Raw genomic sequence first — 15,789 nt, forward strand, 5'->3', positions numbered from 1 at the left:
GTCGTGCCTGCCCGACGCAGCCGCGCAGGCGACTCCGTGCGCCTGCTGCCGCTGCCGTGGTGAGGCGCGACCGTCGTCTGCCGCGGCCGTGACGGGGGCCGCGGCCGTGACGGAGGCCGCGACCCCTGAGAGGAGTGGCGTGCCCGCAGCGTCTCCACAGGAGGCGGTCATGACCCACCCTGCCGCCCCGCCGATTCCGTCGGAACGCGACAGACGGCGTCCAGGACCGGCGCCTGACGGAGGACATACGCCACCGGCTCACGAGAGGGTGTCGTGGAACTGATCGGGGGCTGCGCAGGCGGATGTTCCGGCCCAGCTGGTCATCGGTTCACCAGACAGACATTCGTTGTCACGATGCGGAGAACTCGTCGTCCGATGATCGAGTCGGCAGAATTCCAGGGTGTGTTCCGAACAGCTGACTCCGGAGTCGCACCTGTTCGATCGACAGCCGATCGGTGGGTTTTCGACAGACGATTCGCTCGCCCCGAAGAGGGGACAGAGGACCCGTTGACCGCCGACTGCGCAAGGGAGACGATAACGCTACTCTCGAGCGAGATGCCAGACACAGATCACCGTCCAATGGGGGAACAATGATCGATTCACAGAGCACAGAAACACGCGCATTCGCCGAACGCGAATTGGCGGAGTGGACCGAATGGCTCGGGTTCGATGTGAGACAGCTGCTCATCGACGGCGACGAGGGTCGAGCTCTCGGAATCATGAGAAGCGCACAGGCAGCACTCGACGTCATCTTCTCCGAGACCTCGGCCGACGACCGTGGCGCGCAGGAGGATTCCTTTCTTCTCGCGATCCAGGGCGACGGTCGCGCTCTCGTGCCTAATTGGACAGTGAACTCCGAGACGTTTCTCGCGATGCGCGGCATGCAGGGCGAGGATGTGAAGAAGTACGTGCAGGTCACCGAGAACCGCCTCAAGCTGATGTCCCAAGCGGGCGATCCCGAGGCGCTTGCGCTCCAGATGCTCGCCGGCGGAATCCTGTCGATCACCGTGCCGATGGTGGTGGGCGTGGCCAAGGAAGTGATTGCGGGCACTGCTCTGCGAGCGGCCGTGGTGGCGGGGATCAAGAGCATCGGCTTCAAGACCGCGATCGGTGCAGTGGTGATCGCCGCATTCACGCTGCTGAGCTGGCTCGTCACGAGCAACCCGAAAGAGATCATGGGGCTCGTGGCGAACAACACCTCGATGGACCTCACGATCGGCGGAGACACGTACATGAACTGCGGCGAGATGACGTCCATGATGGACAACTTCCCCGACCCGGTGCAGCTGACGAAGCGCCTCTCCGTCTCCTCCGAAGGAACAGTGACCACTTTCGTCTCCGTCGGCGTCTACAGCGCACAGAAGAAGTTCGGTCTTTTCGGCGCGGAGGGCATCATGCGATTCACCGACCCGACGTCCGGATTCGCATTCGACCAAATGTTCGCAGTGCCCTACAGTAAAGACAACGGTATCAATGTCAGGGAAGCGCGCGGCGAGGGACTGCCTGATTCGTTCACACAGCTGTATGCGAGTCGGGATGTGCGCGTTTCCACAAGGGTGGGGGATTCCGTTCACCTGACGAGCACGGTGAATGACACGAGGGGAGGACAAGCAGCCACGATCACCACCATCTCCGACACGCCGTAGGAGAGCCGACGATCGGGCTGCCCGGCATCCCGCTCGCCGCGCTGCCGTTCCTGCTTCCGGACCTCGACCGGGACTCTGTAGCAGGCTCACCCGCCGGCGCGGTGAGGCTCAGGCTGCAGGCTCCAGCCGGATCACCACCGATTTCGACGTCGGGGTGTTGCTGACCCGGGCGGTCGAGTCCAGCGGCACCAGGACGTTCGTCTCGGGATAGTAGGCGGCGGCGCAGCCGCGTGGAGTGTCGTAGGCGACGATCCGGAACGCCTCCGCCCGCCGCTCGACGCCGTCCGGCCACTCCGAGACGAGGTCGACCATCGCCGCGTTCGCGAAGCCCAGCGCCGCGATGTCGTCGGCGTGCACGAAGACCACCCGTCGGCCGTCGTGAATCCCCCGGTAGCGGTCGTCCCTGCCGTAGATCGTGGTGTTGAACTGATCGTGCGAGCGCAGGGTCTGCAACAGCAGCCGACCCTCGGGGACGAGCGGGTACTCGAGCGGGTTCGCGGTGAAGCGGGCGAGACCGGAGGCGGTGTCGAAGCTCCGGGAGTCGCGCGGCGGGTGCGGGAGGACGAAGCCGCCGGGCACCTCGATCCGCTGCTCGAAACCCTCGAAGCCGGGGACGACCCGTGCGATGTGCGCTCTGATGAGCCGGTAGTCGCCGCGGAGCCCCGCCCAGTCGACCCGGGGTGTGTTCTCGCGGTCTGCGAGCACCCGCTCCGCGAGGGCCGTCAGTATCGCCACCTCCGAGCGCAGCGCCGGGCTCGGCGGGCGCAGTCGGCCGCGGGAGGCGTGCACAGCGCTCATCGAATCCTCGACGGTCACCCGCTGCTCACCGCTCACCTGCACATCGGCGTCGGTTCGCCCGAGCGTGGGCAGGATCAGCGCGCGACGACCGGTGACCACGTGTGAGCGGTTGAGTTTGGTCGAGATGTGCACCGTCAGCGCGAGCGAGCGCATCGCGGCCTCGGTCACTCCGCTGTCGGGCGTGGCGCGGGCGAAGTTGCCGCCGAGCCCGACGAAGACCCTGGCGCGGCCGTCGCGCATCGCGCGGATCGCGGCGACGGTGTCGGTGCCGTGCTCGCGAGGGGAAGCGAAGGAGAACTCCCGGTCGAGCGCATCGTGGAACGAGTCCGGCATCCGCTCGAAGATGCCCATCGTGCGGTCGCCCTGCACATTGGAGTGGCCGCGGACAGGGCAGACGCCGGCGCCGGGCTTGCCGATGTTGCCGGTGAGAAGGAGGACATTGACGACGTCCTTGAGCGTCGCGACCGAGTGCGCGTGCTGCGTGAGGCCCATCGCCCAGCAGACGACGGTGCCCTCGGCCGCGGCGATCAGCTCGGCGACAGCGCGGATGCGCGCCTCGTCGATCCCGCCGCCCCGCTCGATCTCGGACCACTCGGTCGTGCGCAGCTCGTCGAGGTAGGCGTCGAGGCCCTCGGTGCTCTCACGGATGAAGGCGTGATCGAAGACGTCGCCGCGCGCCTCCTCCGCGTCGAGCAGCGCCTTTCCCAGGCCCTGGAACAGGGCTTGATCGCCGCCGAGCCGCACCTGGAGGAAGTGGTCGGCGAGCACCGTCCCCTCGCCCACCGTCCCCCGCACGGTCTGCGGGTTCTGGAAGCGGAGCAGGCCCGCCTCGGGCAGCGGGTTCACGGCCACGATCGTGCTGCCCGCCCGCTTGGCGCGTTCCAGCGCGGTGAGCATCCGCGGATGGTTGGTGCCCGGGTTCTGCCCCGCGACGATCAGCAGCGGCGCCCGCTCGACGTCACGGAGGCTGACCGAGCCCTTGCCGATGCCGATCGTCTCGGTGAGCGCGGATCCGCTGGACTCGTGGCACATGTTGGAGCAGTCGGGCAGGTTGTTCGTGCCGAAGCCGCGGACGAGCAGCTGGTAGACGAACGCGGCCTCGTTGGACGTGCGGCCGGAGGTGTAGAAGATCGCCTCGTCGGGACTCGCGCAGGCCCGCAGCTCCTCGGCGACGAGGTCGAGCGCCTCGTCCCAGCCCACCGGCCGGTAGTGGGTCGCGCCCTCCTCGAGCAGCATCGGCTCGGTCAGGCGCCCCTGCTGGCCGAGGGCGAAGTCGTCCCAGGTCTCGAGCTCCGAGAGCGGATGCTCGGCGAAGAACGCCGCGGTGACGGTGCGCAGTGTCGCCTCCTCCGCCACGGCCTTCGCCCCGTTCTCACAGAACTCGGCAACGTGCCGCTTGTCGGACTCGGGCCACGCGCAGCCGGGGCAGTCGAAGCCGGTCTTCTGATTCACGCGGAGGAGCGTCTCGGCACTGCGGACCGGGCCCATCTGCTTCAGCGAGATCTGCAGTGCGTGAGCGACTCCCGGTATGCCGACCGCCCTGCGCTTCGGCGCGCGGACGGACAGGCGACTCTCGTCGATCGGACTCTCGCGGGGCTCGGCGTCATCGACCATTCCAGCATCGTACGTCGGAAGGGTCGCGACGCTCCCGGGCCGCGGTGGGAGGATGACCTCCACCGCACGAGGAGAACCATGAGTCGCAGTGTCGCCCGCACCCGCCTGACCGCCGTCCGCGGCGCCGAGCCGCCCCGCCGCCGCGAGGACGTGCTCGCCGTCGAGGAGCCGCTCGAGATCCGCGTCGGCGGCCGCCGCTTCAGCGTCACCATGCGCACGCCGGGTGACGATTTCGACCTCGTCGCCGGGTTTCTGGTCTCGGAGGGAGTGCTCACGGCGAGCGAGCAGCTCGCGGCGATGCGCTACTGCGCGAGCGGGGCGGGGCCGGCCGAGAACACCTACAACGTGGTCGACGCGACCGTGCGCGGCGGCCGGGCGGCGGTGCTGCTCGAGCGCGAGCGCTCGGTCTACACGTCGAGCTCGTGCGGGGTGTGCGGCCTCGCCTCGCTGGAGGCGGTCGCGACGGAGTCGGCCTGGAGCGTCACGGAGGACCCGCTGCGGATCGACCGCGGCCTGGTCGTCGCGCTGCCGGAGCGGCTCCGCGAGGCGCAAGCCGTGTTCGAGCGGACGGGCGGAGTGCACGCGGCCGGTCTCTTCGACTCCGACGGATCGATGCTCGTACTGCGCGAGGACGTGGGCCGTCACAATGCTGTCGACAAGGTGGTCGGCTGGGGACTCCGCGAGGGGCGGCTGCCCCTGCGCGGAACCCTGCTCCAGGTGTCGGGGCGCGCCTCGTTCGAGCTCGTGCAGAAGGCGGTGATGGCCGGGATCCCCCTGCTCGCCGCGGTCGGCGCGCCCTCATCGCTCGCGGTCGACCTCGCGCGGAGCTCGGGGCTGACCCTGCTCGGCTTCAGCCGTGCCGACGGCTTCAACGTCTACTCCGGTCAGGAGCGGGTGCTGGAGGACGCTGCCCGCTGAGGCGGGCGGAGCCGGGGCCCTCCTCCGGAGGAGGCGAGCACGCGTCGGACCTCAGTCGCGGCGAGCAGCAGCGCCGAGGTACTCGTCGAGCCGGTACTCGAGGTCGAGCCCGACCTTCTCGGCGAGGGCCTGGCCGGCTGCCGCGCGGGCCGAGAAGCCGGGAAGGCTCATCGAGTGCCAGAACTCGCGGTAGGCCGCGGCGAGGTCGGCGTCCGGCGGGAGGGTCGCCCGATTGATCTGCGCCTTGGCCGAGGCGAGCGCCGTGCGGTCGAAGGAGGCCAGGCGCGCCACGATCGCCTCGACGAACGCGTCGAGCTCGGTATCCGGCAGGGCCCGGGTGACCCAGCCCCACTGCTCCGCGAGGGTCGCGTCGTAGTCGTCGGCGGTGAGGATCGCCTCGAGGGCACGGTCGCGCCCGATCACCCTCGGCAGGCGCTCGCTGCCACCGCCACCGGGGAGGATCGCGGAGCCCACCTCCGGCTGGCCGAACAGCGCCTTCTCACGGCTGGCGTAGCGCAGGTCGAGAGCCAGCGCGAGCTCGTCGCCGCCTCCACGGGTGCGCCCCCGGATCACGGCGACGGTGACGTAGGGGGCCTTCGACAGCGCCAGCACGAGCGTCGTCCAGATCCCGGCCTCGTTCTCGTCCTCCGGCGGAGCGAAGTCACCTGCGGCGGCGAGATCGAAGTGGTTGTAGAAGAAGTCGGGCACCGAGCTGTCGAACACGACGACCTGGATATCGGGATCGGTCGAGAGCCGCTCGACGATCTCGGCGAGGCGGAGCACCGTCTCCCCGGTGACGAGGTTCACCGGCGGGTTGGCGAAGGTGATGCGGGCCACCTGCGCAGACGTGCGCTCGAAGGTGATGGTGGAGGTCGTGGTCATGTCGGGGTCCTTGTCTGATCGGTGCTGGGGACGCCTCGTGCGCGGCGCGGCGGTGTGGGGAGGGGGCCGCGCCCTGCGGCGGCGATGGATGCGGTCTCAGGCCGCCAGGAACGACACGGCGACCGGCGCGAACGTCTCCCAGTACTGGAAGATGCCGCCGTGACCGGAGTCGGGGTAGATGATCAGCTCGGAGCCGGCGATGCGCCGGTGCAGGTCCTCGGACAGCACGGACGGGACCATGCGGTCGGTATCGCCGTTGGCGATGAGGGTGGGCTGGGTGATCACCGACAGGTCGGACGGAGTGGAGCGGCCGAAGCGCTGGATCGCCTTCAGCTGGGTGGCGAAGGCCTTCGGGCTGATCGCCGTGTCACGGTCGACCGTCCGCTCCGAGAGCCGACGCACGAAGTCCTTCGCCGCCTTCTTGCCGGCGGCGTCACGGGGGAAGAAGAGGAACTCCTTCACATCCGAGCGCGTGAACACGGAGCGAAGGATGTCCCGGTAGGTCACGCCCACCACCTTGTCCATGTCCTTGCCGCCGCGCGGGCCGGTGCCGGTGAGCACGAGCCTGCGGACAAGAGTCGGATGCTTCACGACGAGGTCCTGCGCGATCATCCCGCCCATCGAGAACGAGAAGACGTCGATGGTCTCGTAGCCGAGACCGCGGATGAAGAGGTAGGCGTCGTCGGCCGCCTCCTCGAGTGTCTTCGGGAACGTGCCGCCCGAGGCTCCGACGCCCTGCTGATCGAAGGTGATCACGTGCCGGTTCTTCGCGACGGCGTCGACGATCCGGGGATCCCAGTTGTCGAGGGTCGCGGCGAGGTGCACGAAGAAGACGACGGGGATCTGCTCCTTCGGCCCGAGTTCGCGGTACGCGAAGGTCGCGCCTTCGGTGGTGAGGGTCTTCGTGGGCGCGAGTGCGTACGACGTGACGACGGGGGTGCGGGTGCTCATGGTGCTCGTTCCTTCTGGAGTGGTGGGGGTCAGAGGCCGAGGACGACGGACTTGCCGCGTGTCCCGGACGTGCCGAGGGAGGCGAGCGCGCGGGGTGTCTGCTCGAACGGGAAGGTCGCTCCGACGACGGGGTGGACGGCTCCGGAGTCGACGAGCTCGGCGATGCGCGCCAGCTGCTCACCGTCGGCGCGCATGAACAGGAACTCGTACGAGACGCCGAGCTTCTTCGCGCGGGAGCGGATGCGGCGGCTGAGCGCGGTGATCGCCAGTCGCAGGACCGGGTTCAGGCCCTTCTCGGCGGCGAAGGCGGGATCGGGGGGACCGGAGATCCCGACGGCCTTGCCGCCGGGGGCGAGCACCCGGAGCGACCTGTCGAGGTTCTCGCCGCCGAGGCTGTCGAGCACGAGGTCGTAGCCGCTCAGCTCCCTCTCGAAGTCCTGGGTGCGGTAGTCGATCACGACGTCAGCGCCCAGCCCGCGGACGAACTCCACGTTGCCGCCGGAGACGGTCGTCGCGACATGAGCACCGAGGTGCTTCGCGAGCTGGATCGCGATGCTGCCCACTCCCCCGGAGCCGGCGTGGATGAGGACCTTCGAGCCGGGGCCGACCGCTCCCCGCTCGACGAGGGCCTGCCACGCGGTCAGCGCCACCAGGGGCAGCGATGCGGCTTCGGCGAGGTTGATCGAGGTCGGGGCGAGGGCGACGTCCTGCTCGTCGATGGCGATGCGCTCGGCGAAGGTGCCGATCCGCTGGTCGCGCGGACGGGCGTAGATCACGTCGCCCGGCTTCACGCTGCGCACGGCCGAGCCGGTCCGGATGACGGTGCCCGCGACGTCGTGGCCGAGCACGAGAGGGGTCTTGTAGGGGAGGATCGCGCGGAATTCGCCCACGCGGAGCTTCTCGTCGAGTTGGTTGACCCCGGCGGCGGCGACCGTGACGAGAACGTCGCGAGGGCCCACGGCGGGCTCCGGGACCTCGGTCTCGTGGAGGGACCCCTTGTAGGTGTCGATGGCGAAGGCGCGCATGGTGTGTCTCCTGATGGGTGTCGGTGCCGAGGTCAGCGGCGGAGGAAGGATCGGACGGTGTCGACGACGGCCCGGCGGTTCTGGGGGACGACGCCGTGCCCGGAGTCGGGGAGGACCACCAGTCGCGCATCGGTGAACCGGGCACGCAGCAGATCGGCGTTGACCGGCGGCACGAGACGGTCGCCGTCGCCGTGCACGATCAGGGCTCGATGGGGGAACAGGCTGTCGGCCGGCGGCTCCTCGCCCCAGCGCCGGACCGCACCGAGCTGCCGCCGGACGACGCCGAGGGTGACCGCGGAGTCGCGATCGACTCGGCGGCGCGTCAGGCGAGCCGCGAGCGCCTTCGCGGCGCTCCTCCCGTTCGGCGTCCGCGTGAAGAAGAGGAGCGCGATCGGGTCGGTGGCGGTGAGGACGCCGCGCAGGATGCCGCGGATCATCACTCCGCCCATGGTCACGAGCCCGGGGCCGCCGCGGGGACCGCTGCCGGCCAGCACCACCCGGTCGACGAGCTGGGGAGCGCGCTCAAGCACAGCCTGAGCGACCATGCCGCCCATCGACTGGCCGAAGAGGTCCACGCGCTCGACGCCGAGCGCCCGGATCACGGCGACGACATCGTCCGCGGCCGCCTCGAACGACTGCTGCGCCGCTCCGGAGGAACCGCCGACGCCTCGGTATCCGATCAGCAGGACACGGCGGTCCTCGGCCAGCGGGTCGACGACCTCGGGGTCCCAGCTGTCGAGGTTCGCGCCCAGGTGGGTGAGGGCCACGAGAGGGAGCGCGTCGCCACTGTCCGCTCCGAGCTCGCGGTAGACGAAGTCGGCTCCTGCGGCGCGGACCCGTTGCGTGGGGGCGTTGATGACAGGAGCGGATGCCGCTCCCCTGCCCGGTGACGCTGTCATGTCGGTCTGCTCTCCTGCGCGATCCCGGCGGCGAGGAGATCTCTCCCGCTTATCCGAGTAGACTCAATTGTGAGCTCACTCAGTAAGTTTGTCAAGGAGGAACCGTGATGGAGTCCGAGGAGGTCCCGCAGGGGCGGCGCGAGCGCGCGAAGGAGGACAAGCGGAGGCGGATCGCGGACGCTGCGCGCGAGCTATTCGCCGAGCGCGGAGTGGGCGGAGTCACGACGCAGCAGATCGCCGATCGGGCCGACGTCGCCATCGGCACGCTGTACCTCTACGCCGCCACGAAGGCGGAACTGCTGATCATGGTGCAGAACCGCACGTTCGCCGCCGCCATCGACGACGGCCTCGCCGCCTCCGGCCTCTCAGCGGGAGCGCTCGATCAGGTCCTCGCCCTCGTGACGCCCGTCGTCTCGTGCCTGCGGGAGCAGCCGGAGAACGGTCGCACCTACCTGCACGAGCTGGTGTTCGGCGATCCGGCGGAGCCGTGGCGCAGAGAGGGGCTCACCCTCTCGATGCGCCTTGAGGAGGCACTGCGGGCGATCGTCGTGCGCGACGCTCGGCTCAATGACGACGATGCGGCTCCGCTGGCACGTGTGATCACGTCGATCATCCACCTCACGACCACCGCGACCCTGCACCTCGAGGATCCGCTGCCCGTGATCCTCGGCCACATCAGGCGTCAGATCGGCGTGGTGCTCCGCCCGTGACAGCCCGCCGACCGGTTCTCGGGAGGTGCCGATTCCCGCTAGACCACCGACAGCGACTGGCGCGCGATCTCGAGCTCCTCGTCGGTGGGGATCACGAGCACGGCGACGCGGGAGTCGTCGCTCGAGATGCGGCGGGCACCGCGGTCGCGAGCGGCGTTGCGCTCCGGGTCGAGCTCGATGCCGAGCCCCTCGAGCCCACGCAGGGCGCCCGCGCGCACGGCGGGGACGTTCTCGCCGACTCCCGCCGTGAAGACGATCGCGTCGACGCGGCCGAGCTGGGCGTAGAAGGCGCCGACGTAGTGGCGGAGGCGGTGGTAGTAGACCTCGAGCGCGGCGCGGGCCCGCTGGTCTCCTGCATCCGACGCCTCCTGCACGTCGCGCATGTCGCCGCGGCCGGAGAGACCGAGGAGGCCGCTGCGACGGTTGAGGAGCGTGTCGAGGTCGTCGATCGAGAGGCCGGCCTTGCGGGCGAGATGGAAGACGACAGCCGGGTCGAGATCGCCGGAGCGGGTGCCCATCACGAGGCCCTCGAGCGGTGTCATGCCCATCGACGTCTCGACGGAGGCGCGCCGTCGACGGCGCACACGGAGGCGCCGTTGCCGAGGTGCAGGACGATCGTCTTGAGATCGGAGCGACGGCGGCCCAGGAAGGCGGCGGCCGCCTCGGACACGAACTTGTGCGACGTGCCGTGGAAGCCGTAGCGCCGGATCCGGTGCTTGTCGGCGAGCTCGACAGGGATGGCGTAGGTGGAGGCCTCCGGGGGGAGGGTGTGGTGGAACGCCGTATCGAAGACGGCGACGTGGGGGACGTCGGGGAACGCCTTCTGCGCCGCCTCGATGCCCTCGAGGTTGGCGGGATTGTGCAGCGGAGCGAGGTCGGAGAGGTCCTCGATGTTGATCTTGACGAGGTCGGTCACGACGGTGGGCTCGAAGAAGCGCTTGCCGCCGTGGACCACACGGTGGCCGACCGCCACCGGCGGGAACGCGTCGAGGCTCGGTCCGTGCTCGGCGAATGCGCGGATCATCGCGTCGAAGCCGGCCGTGTGGTCGGGGATGGGCGTCTCGAACTCGACGCTCTCGCCGTCGTGGCTGTGACGCGTGCGGCCCGTCTCCTCGCCGATCCGCTCGACGAGGCCGCTCGCGAGCGTCTCCTCGGTCGTCATCTCGATGAGCTGGTATTTGAACGACGACGAACCGCTGTTGACGACGAGGACGACGGACATGGGGGACTCCTGGGGGGTCGGGGTCGGAGGGGCGGCGACGCGGGTGGTGTCAGCGCACGACGGGGATGGCGGAGGTGGGCGGCACGATCGCCTGCGTCGCCGCCTGGATGGCGGTGATCGCGACGGTGTTGACGATGTCCTGCACGAGGGCGCCGCGGCTGAGGTCGTTCACGGGCTTCCTCAGCCCCTGGAGCACCGGGCCGATCGCGACCGCGCCAGCGGAGCGCTGCACGGCCTTGTAGGTGTTGTTGCCCGTGTTGAGGTCGGGGAAGATGAACACCGTCGCGCGCCCGGCCACCTGCGAGCCGGGCATCTTGGAGGCGGCGACGGCCGCATCAGCTGCCGCGTCGTACTGGATCGGGCCCTCGACGAGCAGATCGGGTCGGCGCTCGCGAACGAGCGCGGTCGCGGCGCGGACCTTCTCGACGTCGGCTCCTGCTCCGCTCTCGCCCGTGGAGTACGAGAGCATCGCGATGCGCGGGTCGATGCCGAACTGCTGCGCGGTCTCGGCGGAGGAGATCGCGATGTCGGCGAGCTGCGCCTCCGTCGGGTCGGGGTTCACCGCGCAGTCGCCGTAGACGAGCACGCGGTCGGCGAGGGCCATCAGGAACACGCTCGACACGACCGAGACGCCGGGGCTGGTCTTGATGATCTCGAAGCCCGGGCGGATGGTGTGCGCGGTCGTGTGCGCGGCCCCCGAGACCATCCCGTCGGCCAGGCCGAGCTGCACCATCATGGTGCCGAAGTACGAGACGTCGGTGACGGTGTCGTAGGCGTGGTCGTAGGTGATGCCCTTGTGCGCGCGGATGCGGGCGTACTCGTCGGCGAAGCGCGCGCGGTGCTCGGGGTCGAGGGGACTGAGCACGCGGGCGCCGTCGAGGTCGAGGCCCAGGCCGCCCGCGCGGGCGCGGATCTCCGCCTCCTCGCCGAGGATGGTGAGTCGGGCGATGCCTCGCTTGAGCACGGTGGCGGCGGCGCGGAGGATGCGGTCGTCTCCGCCCTCCGGCAGGACGATGTGCCGGTCGGCGATGCGGGCGCGCTCGATGAGGCCGTACTCGAACATCAGCGGTGTGACGACCTCGGAACGGCCGACGTCGAGCAGGGTCAGCAGCTCGACGACGTCGACCGCCTCCTGGAAGAGGGCGAGCGAGGTGTCGCGCTTGCGCGGCGAGTCGGCGGCGAGCCGGCCTCGCGCGGCGGTGACCCGCACCGCCGTGTCGTAGGTGCCGAGCTCGGTCATCACGATCGGCAGGCGCGTGTCGATCCCCTCGATCAGGCGCACGATCGGCTCGGGGAGTTCGAATCCTCCGTTGAGGATGATGCCCGTGACCGTCGGGAAGGTGCCGGAGGCGTAGGCCATGATCACCGCGAGGACGACCTCTGGCCGGTCGCCGGGGACGATGACCACTCCGCCCTCGGTGAGGCGCGGCAGGACGTTGACCATCGACATGCCTGCGACGACGACGCCGAGAGCCTCGCGGCCCAGCAACTCGGGGTCGCCGGCCACGACGACTCCGTCGACCGCCTCGACCAGCCGGGACAGGCTCGGAGCAACGAGGAACGGGTCCTCGCGGATGGCCCACACCGGGACCGGCACCGGGAGGCCCTCGCGGATCGCAGTGACCGCCTCGGCGGCGGCGGCGGGATCGGCCCGGTTCGCGATGACTCCGATGAGGCTGGCGTGCGCGGTGCGCAGCTCGACCGCGGCGAGCTCGGTGATCTGGCGCATCTCTTCTGGTGTGCGGGCGGGCGCCTGGCCGAGCTGCTCGCTGCGGGAGGGGTCGCGGCCGGTGAGGACGAGCAGCACCGGCGCGCCGAGATTGGCGGCGATGCGGGCGTTGTAGCCCAGCTCGGTGGGGCTGCCGACGTCGGTGTAGTCGGAGCCGAGGACGACGACGGCGTCGCACTGCGCCTCGACGCCCTTGTAGCGCTCGACGATGCGGGACAGGGCGGCCTCGCCGTCGGCGTGGACGTCTTCGTAGGTGACGCCGATGCAGTCCTCGTAGACGAGCCCGGAGTCGGCGTGGCCGAGCAGCATCTCGAGCACGTAGTCGCGCTCGGAGGTGGAGCGCGCGATCGGGCGGAAGACGCCGACCCGCTGCACCTGGCTGCTGAGCGCATCGAGGACGCCGAGGGCGACCGTGGACTTGCCCGAATGACCTTCGGCGGACGAGATGTAGATGCTCTGAACCATCGGATCCAGCCTACCGAGGGGGCACCTCCGCCTGGCTGAGTAGAGGCCAGAGAGCGAAGGGCGTCCACGTGCGGTGCGCTGTGGAGGAGCGTTCACCGAGGGCGCGGGCTGGACGACCGGGGCAGCGAGGAGGCCGAGCGAGGAGGCGCCCGTTAACGGAGAAAGACCCCCCGCGCACCCGCCAGAGCCCGGTTACCCTTGCTGCGTTTCCGCCCTGGGGGAGTTGGCCTGGATGGCGCCACGCGGGGAGCCGGAGGACAGTGTATCCGACACCAGGCCCGTGCGGGAGCGGCCTCGAGGCGCCATGGTCTGCGGGAGCCGCCGACACGGGCTAGTATCGATGAGTCGCGGCCCCGGTCGCGCCAGGAGGATTCGCCTAGTGGCCTATGGCGCACGCTTGGAAAGCGTGTTGGGTGAAAGCCCTCGGGGGTTCGAATCCCCCATCCTCCGCGAACGGTGTCCGTTGCTCTCGCCAGCACGGGCACCGTTTTCGTTCGTGCGGGCTCCGCGCGGGGTCAGTCGGCGATGCGCTCGAGCCACTCGTCGAGCAGGAGGCGCTCCCCCGGGCTGAGCGGCTCGATCCCCGGGAGGGCGGTGCGCAGCGCGACCGCGTGCGCGACGACGGCGCGGGCCGCGGGATCGGCGGGTCCCGCCTCCGCCGTGGTCACGGCCGCGAGGACGGACTCGCGCGAGCGGGAGGACAGCTCGTCGTCCGGCTCGGCGAGGGCGGAGAGCGTGAGGGTGCAGCCGAGCGCGGCGGACTGCACGAGGCGCGAGGCGCGCTCGACGTCGACGGTGAGGCGGCCGGCCTCCGCGACGGCGCGGACCGCGTCGAGGAGGACGCCCCGGGACAGGCGCGCCGCTTCCGACTCCTCCCCCGGTCGCGCCGTGAACATCAGCGCGTAGAGGTGCGGCTCGGCGAGACCGAAGGCGACGTGGTGGTTCCACGCGGCGCGCAGGGCGTCGACCGGGTCCTCGGGGGCCTCGCTCCGCTCGAAGTCGGCCAGGGCCGAGGCGAAGCCCGCGGCGGCGGCGGAGTCGAGCAGCCCGCGCAGATCACCGAAGGTCCGGTAGATGGTGGGCGCCTGCACTCCGGCCGCTGAGCTGATCGCCCGCGTCGACACCGCGTCCCGCCCGCCCTCGGCCAGCAGCTCCGTCGTCGCCCGGAGGATCCGCTCCCGCGTCGTCCCGCTCTCACTCACGCTACCGACGCTAACACGGAGCCGTTAGCACCATGCATCACGCCGGAAGGCGTCAGCGGCGTCGCGCGGTCCCGAAGATCCCGCGCACCACCTCGCGCAGCAGCGTCTTACCGACGCTCGAGCCCAGGACCTCCTCGACCACCGTCTTGTCGCGGCGGGTCGAGCGGGAGGTGGGCGCGGTGCGGCGGCGGGAGCGCTCGGCGGCCTGGTCGGCGGCGCGCTCGGCGGCGGCACGTTCCTTGTCTCGGCGAGCGGATGCGGCGGCGTCCTCCTTCGCGCGCCGGGCCTCGTCCTTCGCGCGATCTGCCTCGTCGGCGGCGCGCTGCTCGGCGGTGACGCGCGCCTCCTCAGCGTCGGCGGCGGCGTCGAGCCGACGGGCGAGGATCTCGCGGGCCGACTCTCGGTCGAGCGCGGCGCCGTAACGGGCGAGGAGCGGCGAGCGCCGAACGCTCGCCTCGCGGTCGGCCTCGGGAGTGGGCTTCATCGAGCCTGCGGGGCGCGCAGACGCGTCCACGCGACGGGAGTCGGAGCGCCGCGCTCGTTCATCACGGTCACGATCGCCTCGCCGATCGGCAGGGCCTGGAGCACCTCGCCGAGCTCGTAGTCGCTCTCGGGGTAGGTGGAGACGGTGGCGCGCAGGGCCTTCGCGTCGTCGGGCGTGTGCGCGCGGAGCTGGTGCTGGAGGCGCGAGCCGAGCTGGGCGAGCACCTCGCTCGGCACATCCTTGGGCGTTTGGGTGACGAAGACGATGCCGACGCCCTTTGAGCGGATGAGACGCACGGTCTGCGTGATCGCCGCGAGGAAGTCCTTCGACGCGTCGCGGAAGAGCAGGTGCGCCTCGTCGAAGAAGAAGACGAGTTTGGGCCGGTCGAGGTCGCCGACCTCGGGGAGGTCGTTGAAGAGATCGGCGAGCAGCCACATCAGGAAGGTGGAGAACAGCGCCGGCCTGTCGGCGACTCCAGGGACCTCGAGGAGGCTGACCACTCCCCGGCCGTCGGCGGCGAGACGGAGGAACTCGGCGGTGTCGATCTCGGGCTCGCCGAAGAAGACGTCGGCCCCCTGATCGGCGAACGCGATCAGCTCACGCAGGATCACACCGGCCGTCGCCTTCGAGAGACCGCCCAGCTCGGCGAGCTCGGCCTTGCCCTCGTCTCCGACGAGGTAGGTGAGGACGGCGCGGAGGTCGGAGAGGTCGACGAGCGGAAGCCCGGCACTCTCGGCGTAGTGGAAGACGAGGCCGAGGCTCGACTCCTGCGTGTGGTTGAGGCCCAGGACCTTCGCGAGCAGTAGTGGACCGAATCCGGTGACCGTCGCCCGCACGGGGATCCCGGTGCCAATGCCGCCGAGGGCGAAGTACTCGGCGGGAGCCGCCTCCGGGCGCCAGTCCTGGCCGATGCCGCGGGTGCGGGCGAGCAGAGCGTCGCTCGGAGTACCGGGCGTGGCCAGGCCAGAGAGATCGCCCTTGATGTCGGCGGCGAAGACGGGGACGCCCTGCGCTGAGAGCTGCTCGGCGAGGACCTGGAGCGTCTTGGTCTTGCCGGTGCCGGTCGCGCCGGCGACGAGTCCGTGGCGGTTGAGCATCCCGAGGGGGATGCGGACCGGGACGTCGGCGCGCGCCTCGCCGTTGACGAGGGCACCGAGCTCGAGGGCCGGCCCGGAGAAGGCGTAGCCCGAGCGCACGACGTCGACGGCGGCCTCGGCCGAGCGGCCCGGCTGCGGGGGCCGCAG

Annotated in this window: 10 protein-coding genes, 1 tRNA gene, 1 other RNA gene and 2 pseudogenes; 4 read left to right on the top strand and 10 right to left on the bottom strand. The window is 70.5% G+C overall.

What is annotated here, in order from left to right; translation table 11 throughout:
* The first annotated feature begins 590 nt into the window (after window positions 1-590).
* Window positions 591-1,646 carry a DoxX family protein gene (locus ACH61_RS09675; RefSeq protein WP_132504474.1) on the top strand — a complete coding sequence of 352 codons (1,056 nt, stop codon included), beginning with the start codon at window positions 591-593 and terminating at the stop codon, window positions 1,644-1,646.
* A 108-nt stretch (window positions 1,647-1,754) separates the two neighbouring features.
* Here ACH61_RS09675 and ACH61_RS09680 read toward each other — a convergent pair whose 3' ends face one another.
* Window positions 1,755-4,058 carry an FdhF/YdeP family oxidoreductase gene (locus ACH61_RS09680; RefSeq protein ID WP_068211650.1) on the bottom strand — a complete coding sequence of 768 codons (2,304 nt, stop codon included), beginning with the start codon at window positions 4,056-4,058 and terminating at the stop codon, window positions 1,755-1,757.
* A 78-nt stretch (window positions 4,059-4,136) separates the two neighbouring features.
* Between ACH61_RS09680 and fdhD the strand changes: the two genes are divergently transcribed.
* Window positions 4,137-4,976 (top strand): formate dehydrogenase accessory sulfurtransferase FdhD, encoded by an 840-nt coding sequence (gene fdhD, locus ACH61_RS09685; RefSeq protein WP_068211654.1) that lies wholly within the window; start codon window positions 4,137-4,139, stop codon window positions 4,974-4,976.
* A gap of 51 nt (window positions 4,977-5,027) precedes the next feature.
* Here the strand turns inward: fdhD and ACH61_RS09690 are convergent, their stop codons facing one another.
* The 4 genes from ACH61_RS09690 to ACH61_RS09705 form a co-directional block, all read right to left on the bottom strand.
* Complete coding sequence (locus ACH61_RS09690; RefSeq protein ID WP_068211657.1) at window positions 5,028-5,858, bottom strand: enoyl-CoA hydratase/isomerase family protein; 831 nt, start codon at window positions 5,856-5,858, stop codon at window positions 5,028-5,030.
* A 96-nt stretch (window positions 5,859-5,954) separates the two neighbouring features.
* Entirely contained in the window at window positions 5,955-6,809 is an 855-nt protein-coding gene (locus ACH61_RS09695) for an alpha/beta fold hydrolase (RefSeq protein ID WP_068211660.1), read from the bottom strand.
* Window positions 6,810-6,838: 29 nt separating this feature from the next.
* Window positions 6,839-7,834 (bottom strand): NADP-dependent oxidoreductase, encoded by a 996-nt coding sequence (locus tag ACH61_RS09700; RefSeq protein WP_068211662.1) that lies wholly within the window; start codon window positions 7,832-7,834, stop codon window positions 6,839-6,841.
* Between the two features lie 32 nt (window positions 7,835-7,866).
* Window positions 7,867-8,733 carry an alpha/beta fold hydrolase gene (locus ACH61_RS09705; RefSeq protein ID WP_068211666.1) on the bottom strand — a complete coding sequence of 289 codons (867 nt, stop codon included), beginning with the start codon at window positions 8,731-8,733 and terminating at the stop codon, window positions 7,867-7,869.
* Window positions 8,734-8,840: 107 nt separating this feature from the next.
* Here ACH61_RS09705 and ACH61_RS09710 point away from each other — a divergent pair, with 107 nt between their 5' ends.
* Window positions 8,841-9,443, top strand: a complete 603-nt coding sequence (locus ACH61_RS09710) for a TetR/AcrR family transcriptional regulator (RefSeq protein WP_068211668.1) — start codon at window positions 8,841-8,843, stop codon at window positions 9,441-9,443.
* 38 nt (window positions 9,444-9,481) lie between these two features.
* Here the strand turns inward: ACH61_RS09710 and ACH61_RS09715 are convergent.
* The 3 genes and pseudogenes from ACH61_RS09715 to ffs all read right to left on the bottom strand — a co-directional run bounded on the left by ACH61_RS09715 (window position 9,482) and on the right by ffs (window position 13,114).
* Window positions 9,482-10,665: pseudogene (locus tag ACH61_RS09715) on the bottom strand (acetate/propionate family kinase).
* Window positions 10,666-10,714: 49 nt separating this feature from the next.
* A complete protein-coding gene (gene pta / locus ACH61_RS09720) occupies window positions 10,715-12,859 on the bottom strand; it encodes a phosphate acetyltransferase (protein ID WP_068211672.1) in 2,145 nt (714 codons plus the stop codon).
* A gap of 158 nt (window positions 12,860-13,017) precedes the next feature.
* Window positions 13,018-13,114, bottom strand: an RNA gene (gene ffs, locus ACH61_RS09725) — signal recognition particle sRNA small type.
* Between the two features lie 110 nt (window positions 13,115-13,224).
* On the opposite strand from ffs, the gene ACH61_RS09730 reads away from it, so the two are divergent.
* Window positions 13,225-13,309 (top strand) — tRNA-Ser (locus ACH61_RS09730).
* A gap of 65 nt (window positions 13,310-13,374) precedes the next feature.
* Here ACH61_RS09730 and ACH61_RS09735 read toward each other — a convergent pair.
* A complete protein-coding gene (locus ACH61_RS09735) occupies window positions 13,375-14,061 on the bottom strand; it encodes a TetR/AcrR family transcriptional regulator (RefSeq protein ID WP_068211675.1) in 687 nt (228 codons plus the stop codon).
* 52 nt (window positions 14,062-14,113) lie between these two features.
* Window positions 14,114-15,789, bottom strand: a pseudogene (locus ACH61_RS09740) (helicase HerA-like domain-containing protein).

The organism is Rathayibacter tanaceti, assembly GCF_001634385.1.
GTDB classification, from domain to species: Bacteria; Actinomycetota; Actinomycetes; order Actinomycetales; family Microbacteriaceae; genus Rathayibacter; species Rathayibacter tanaceti.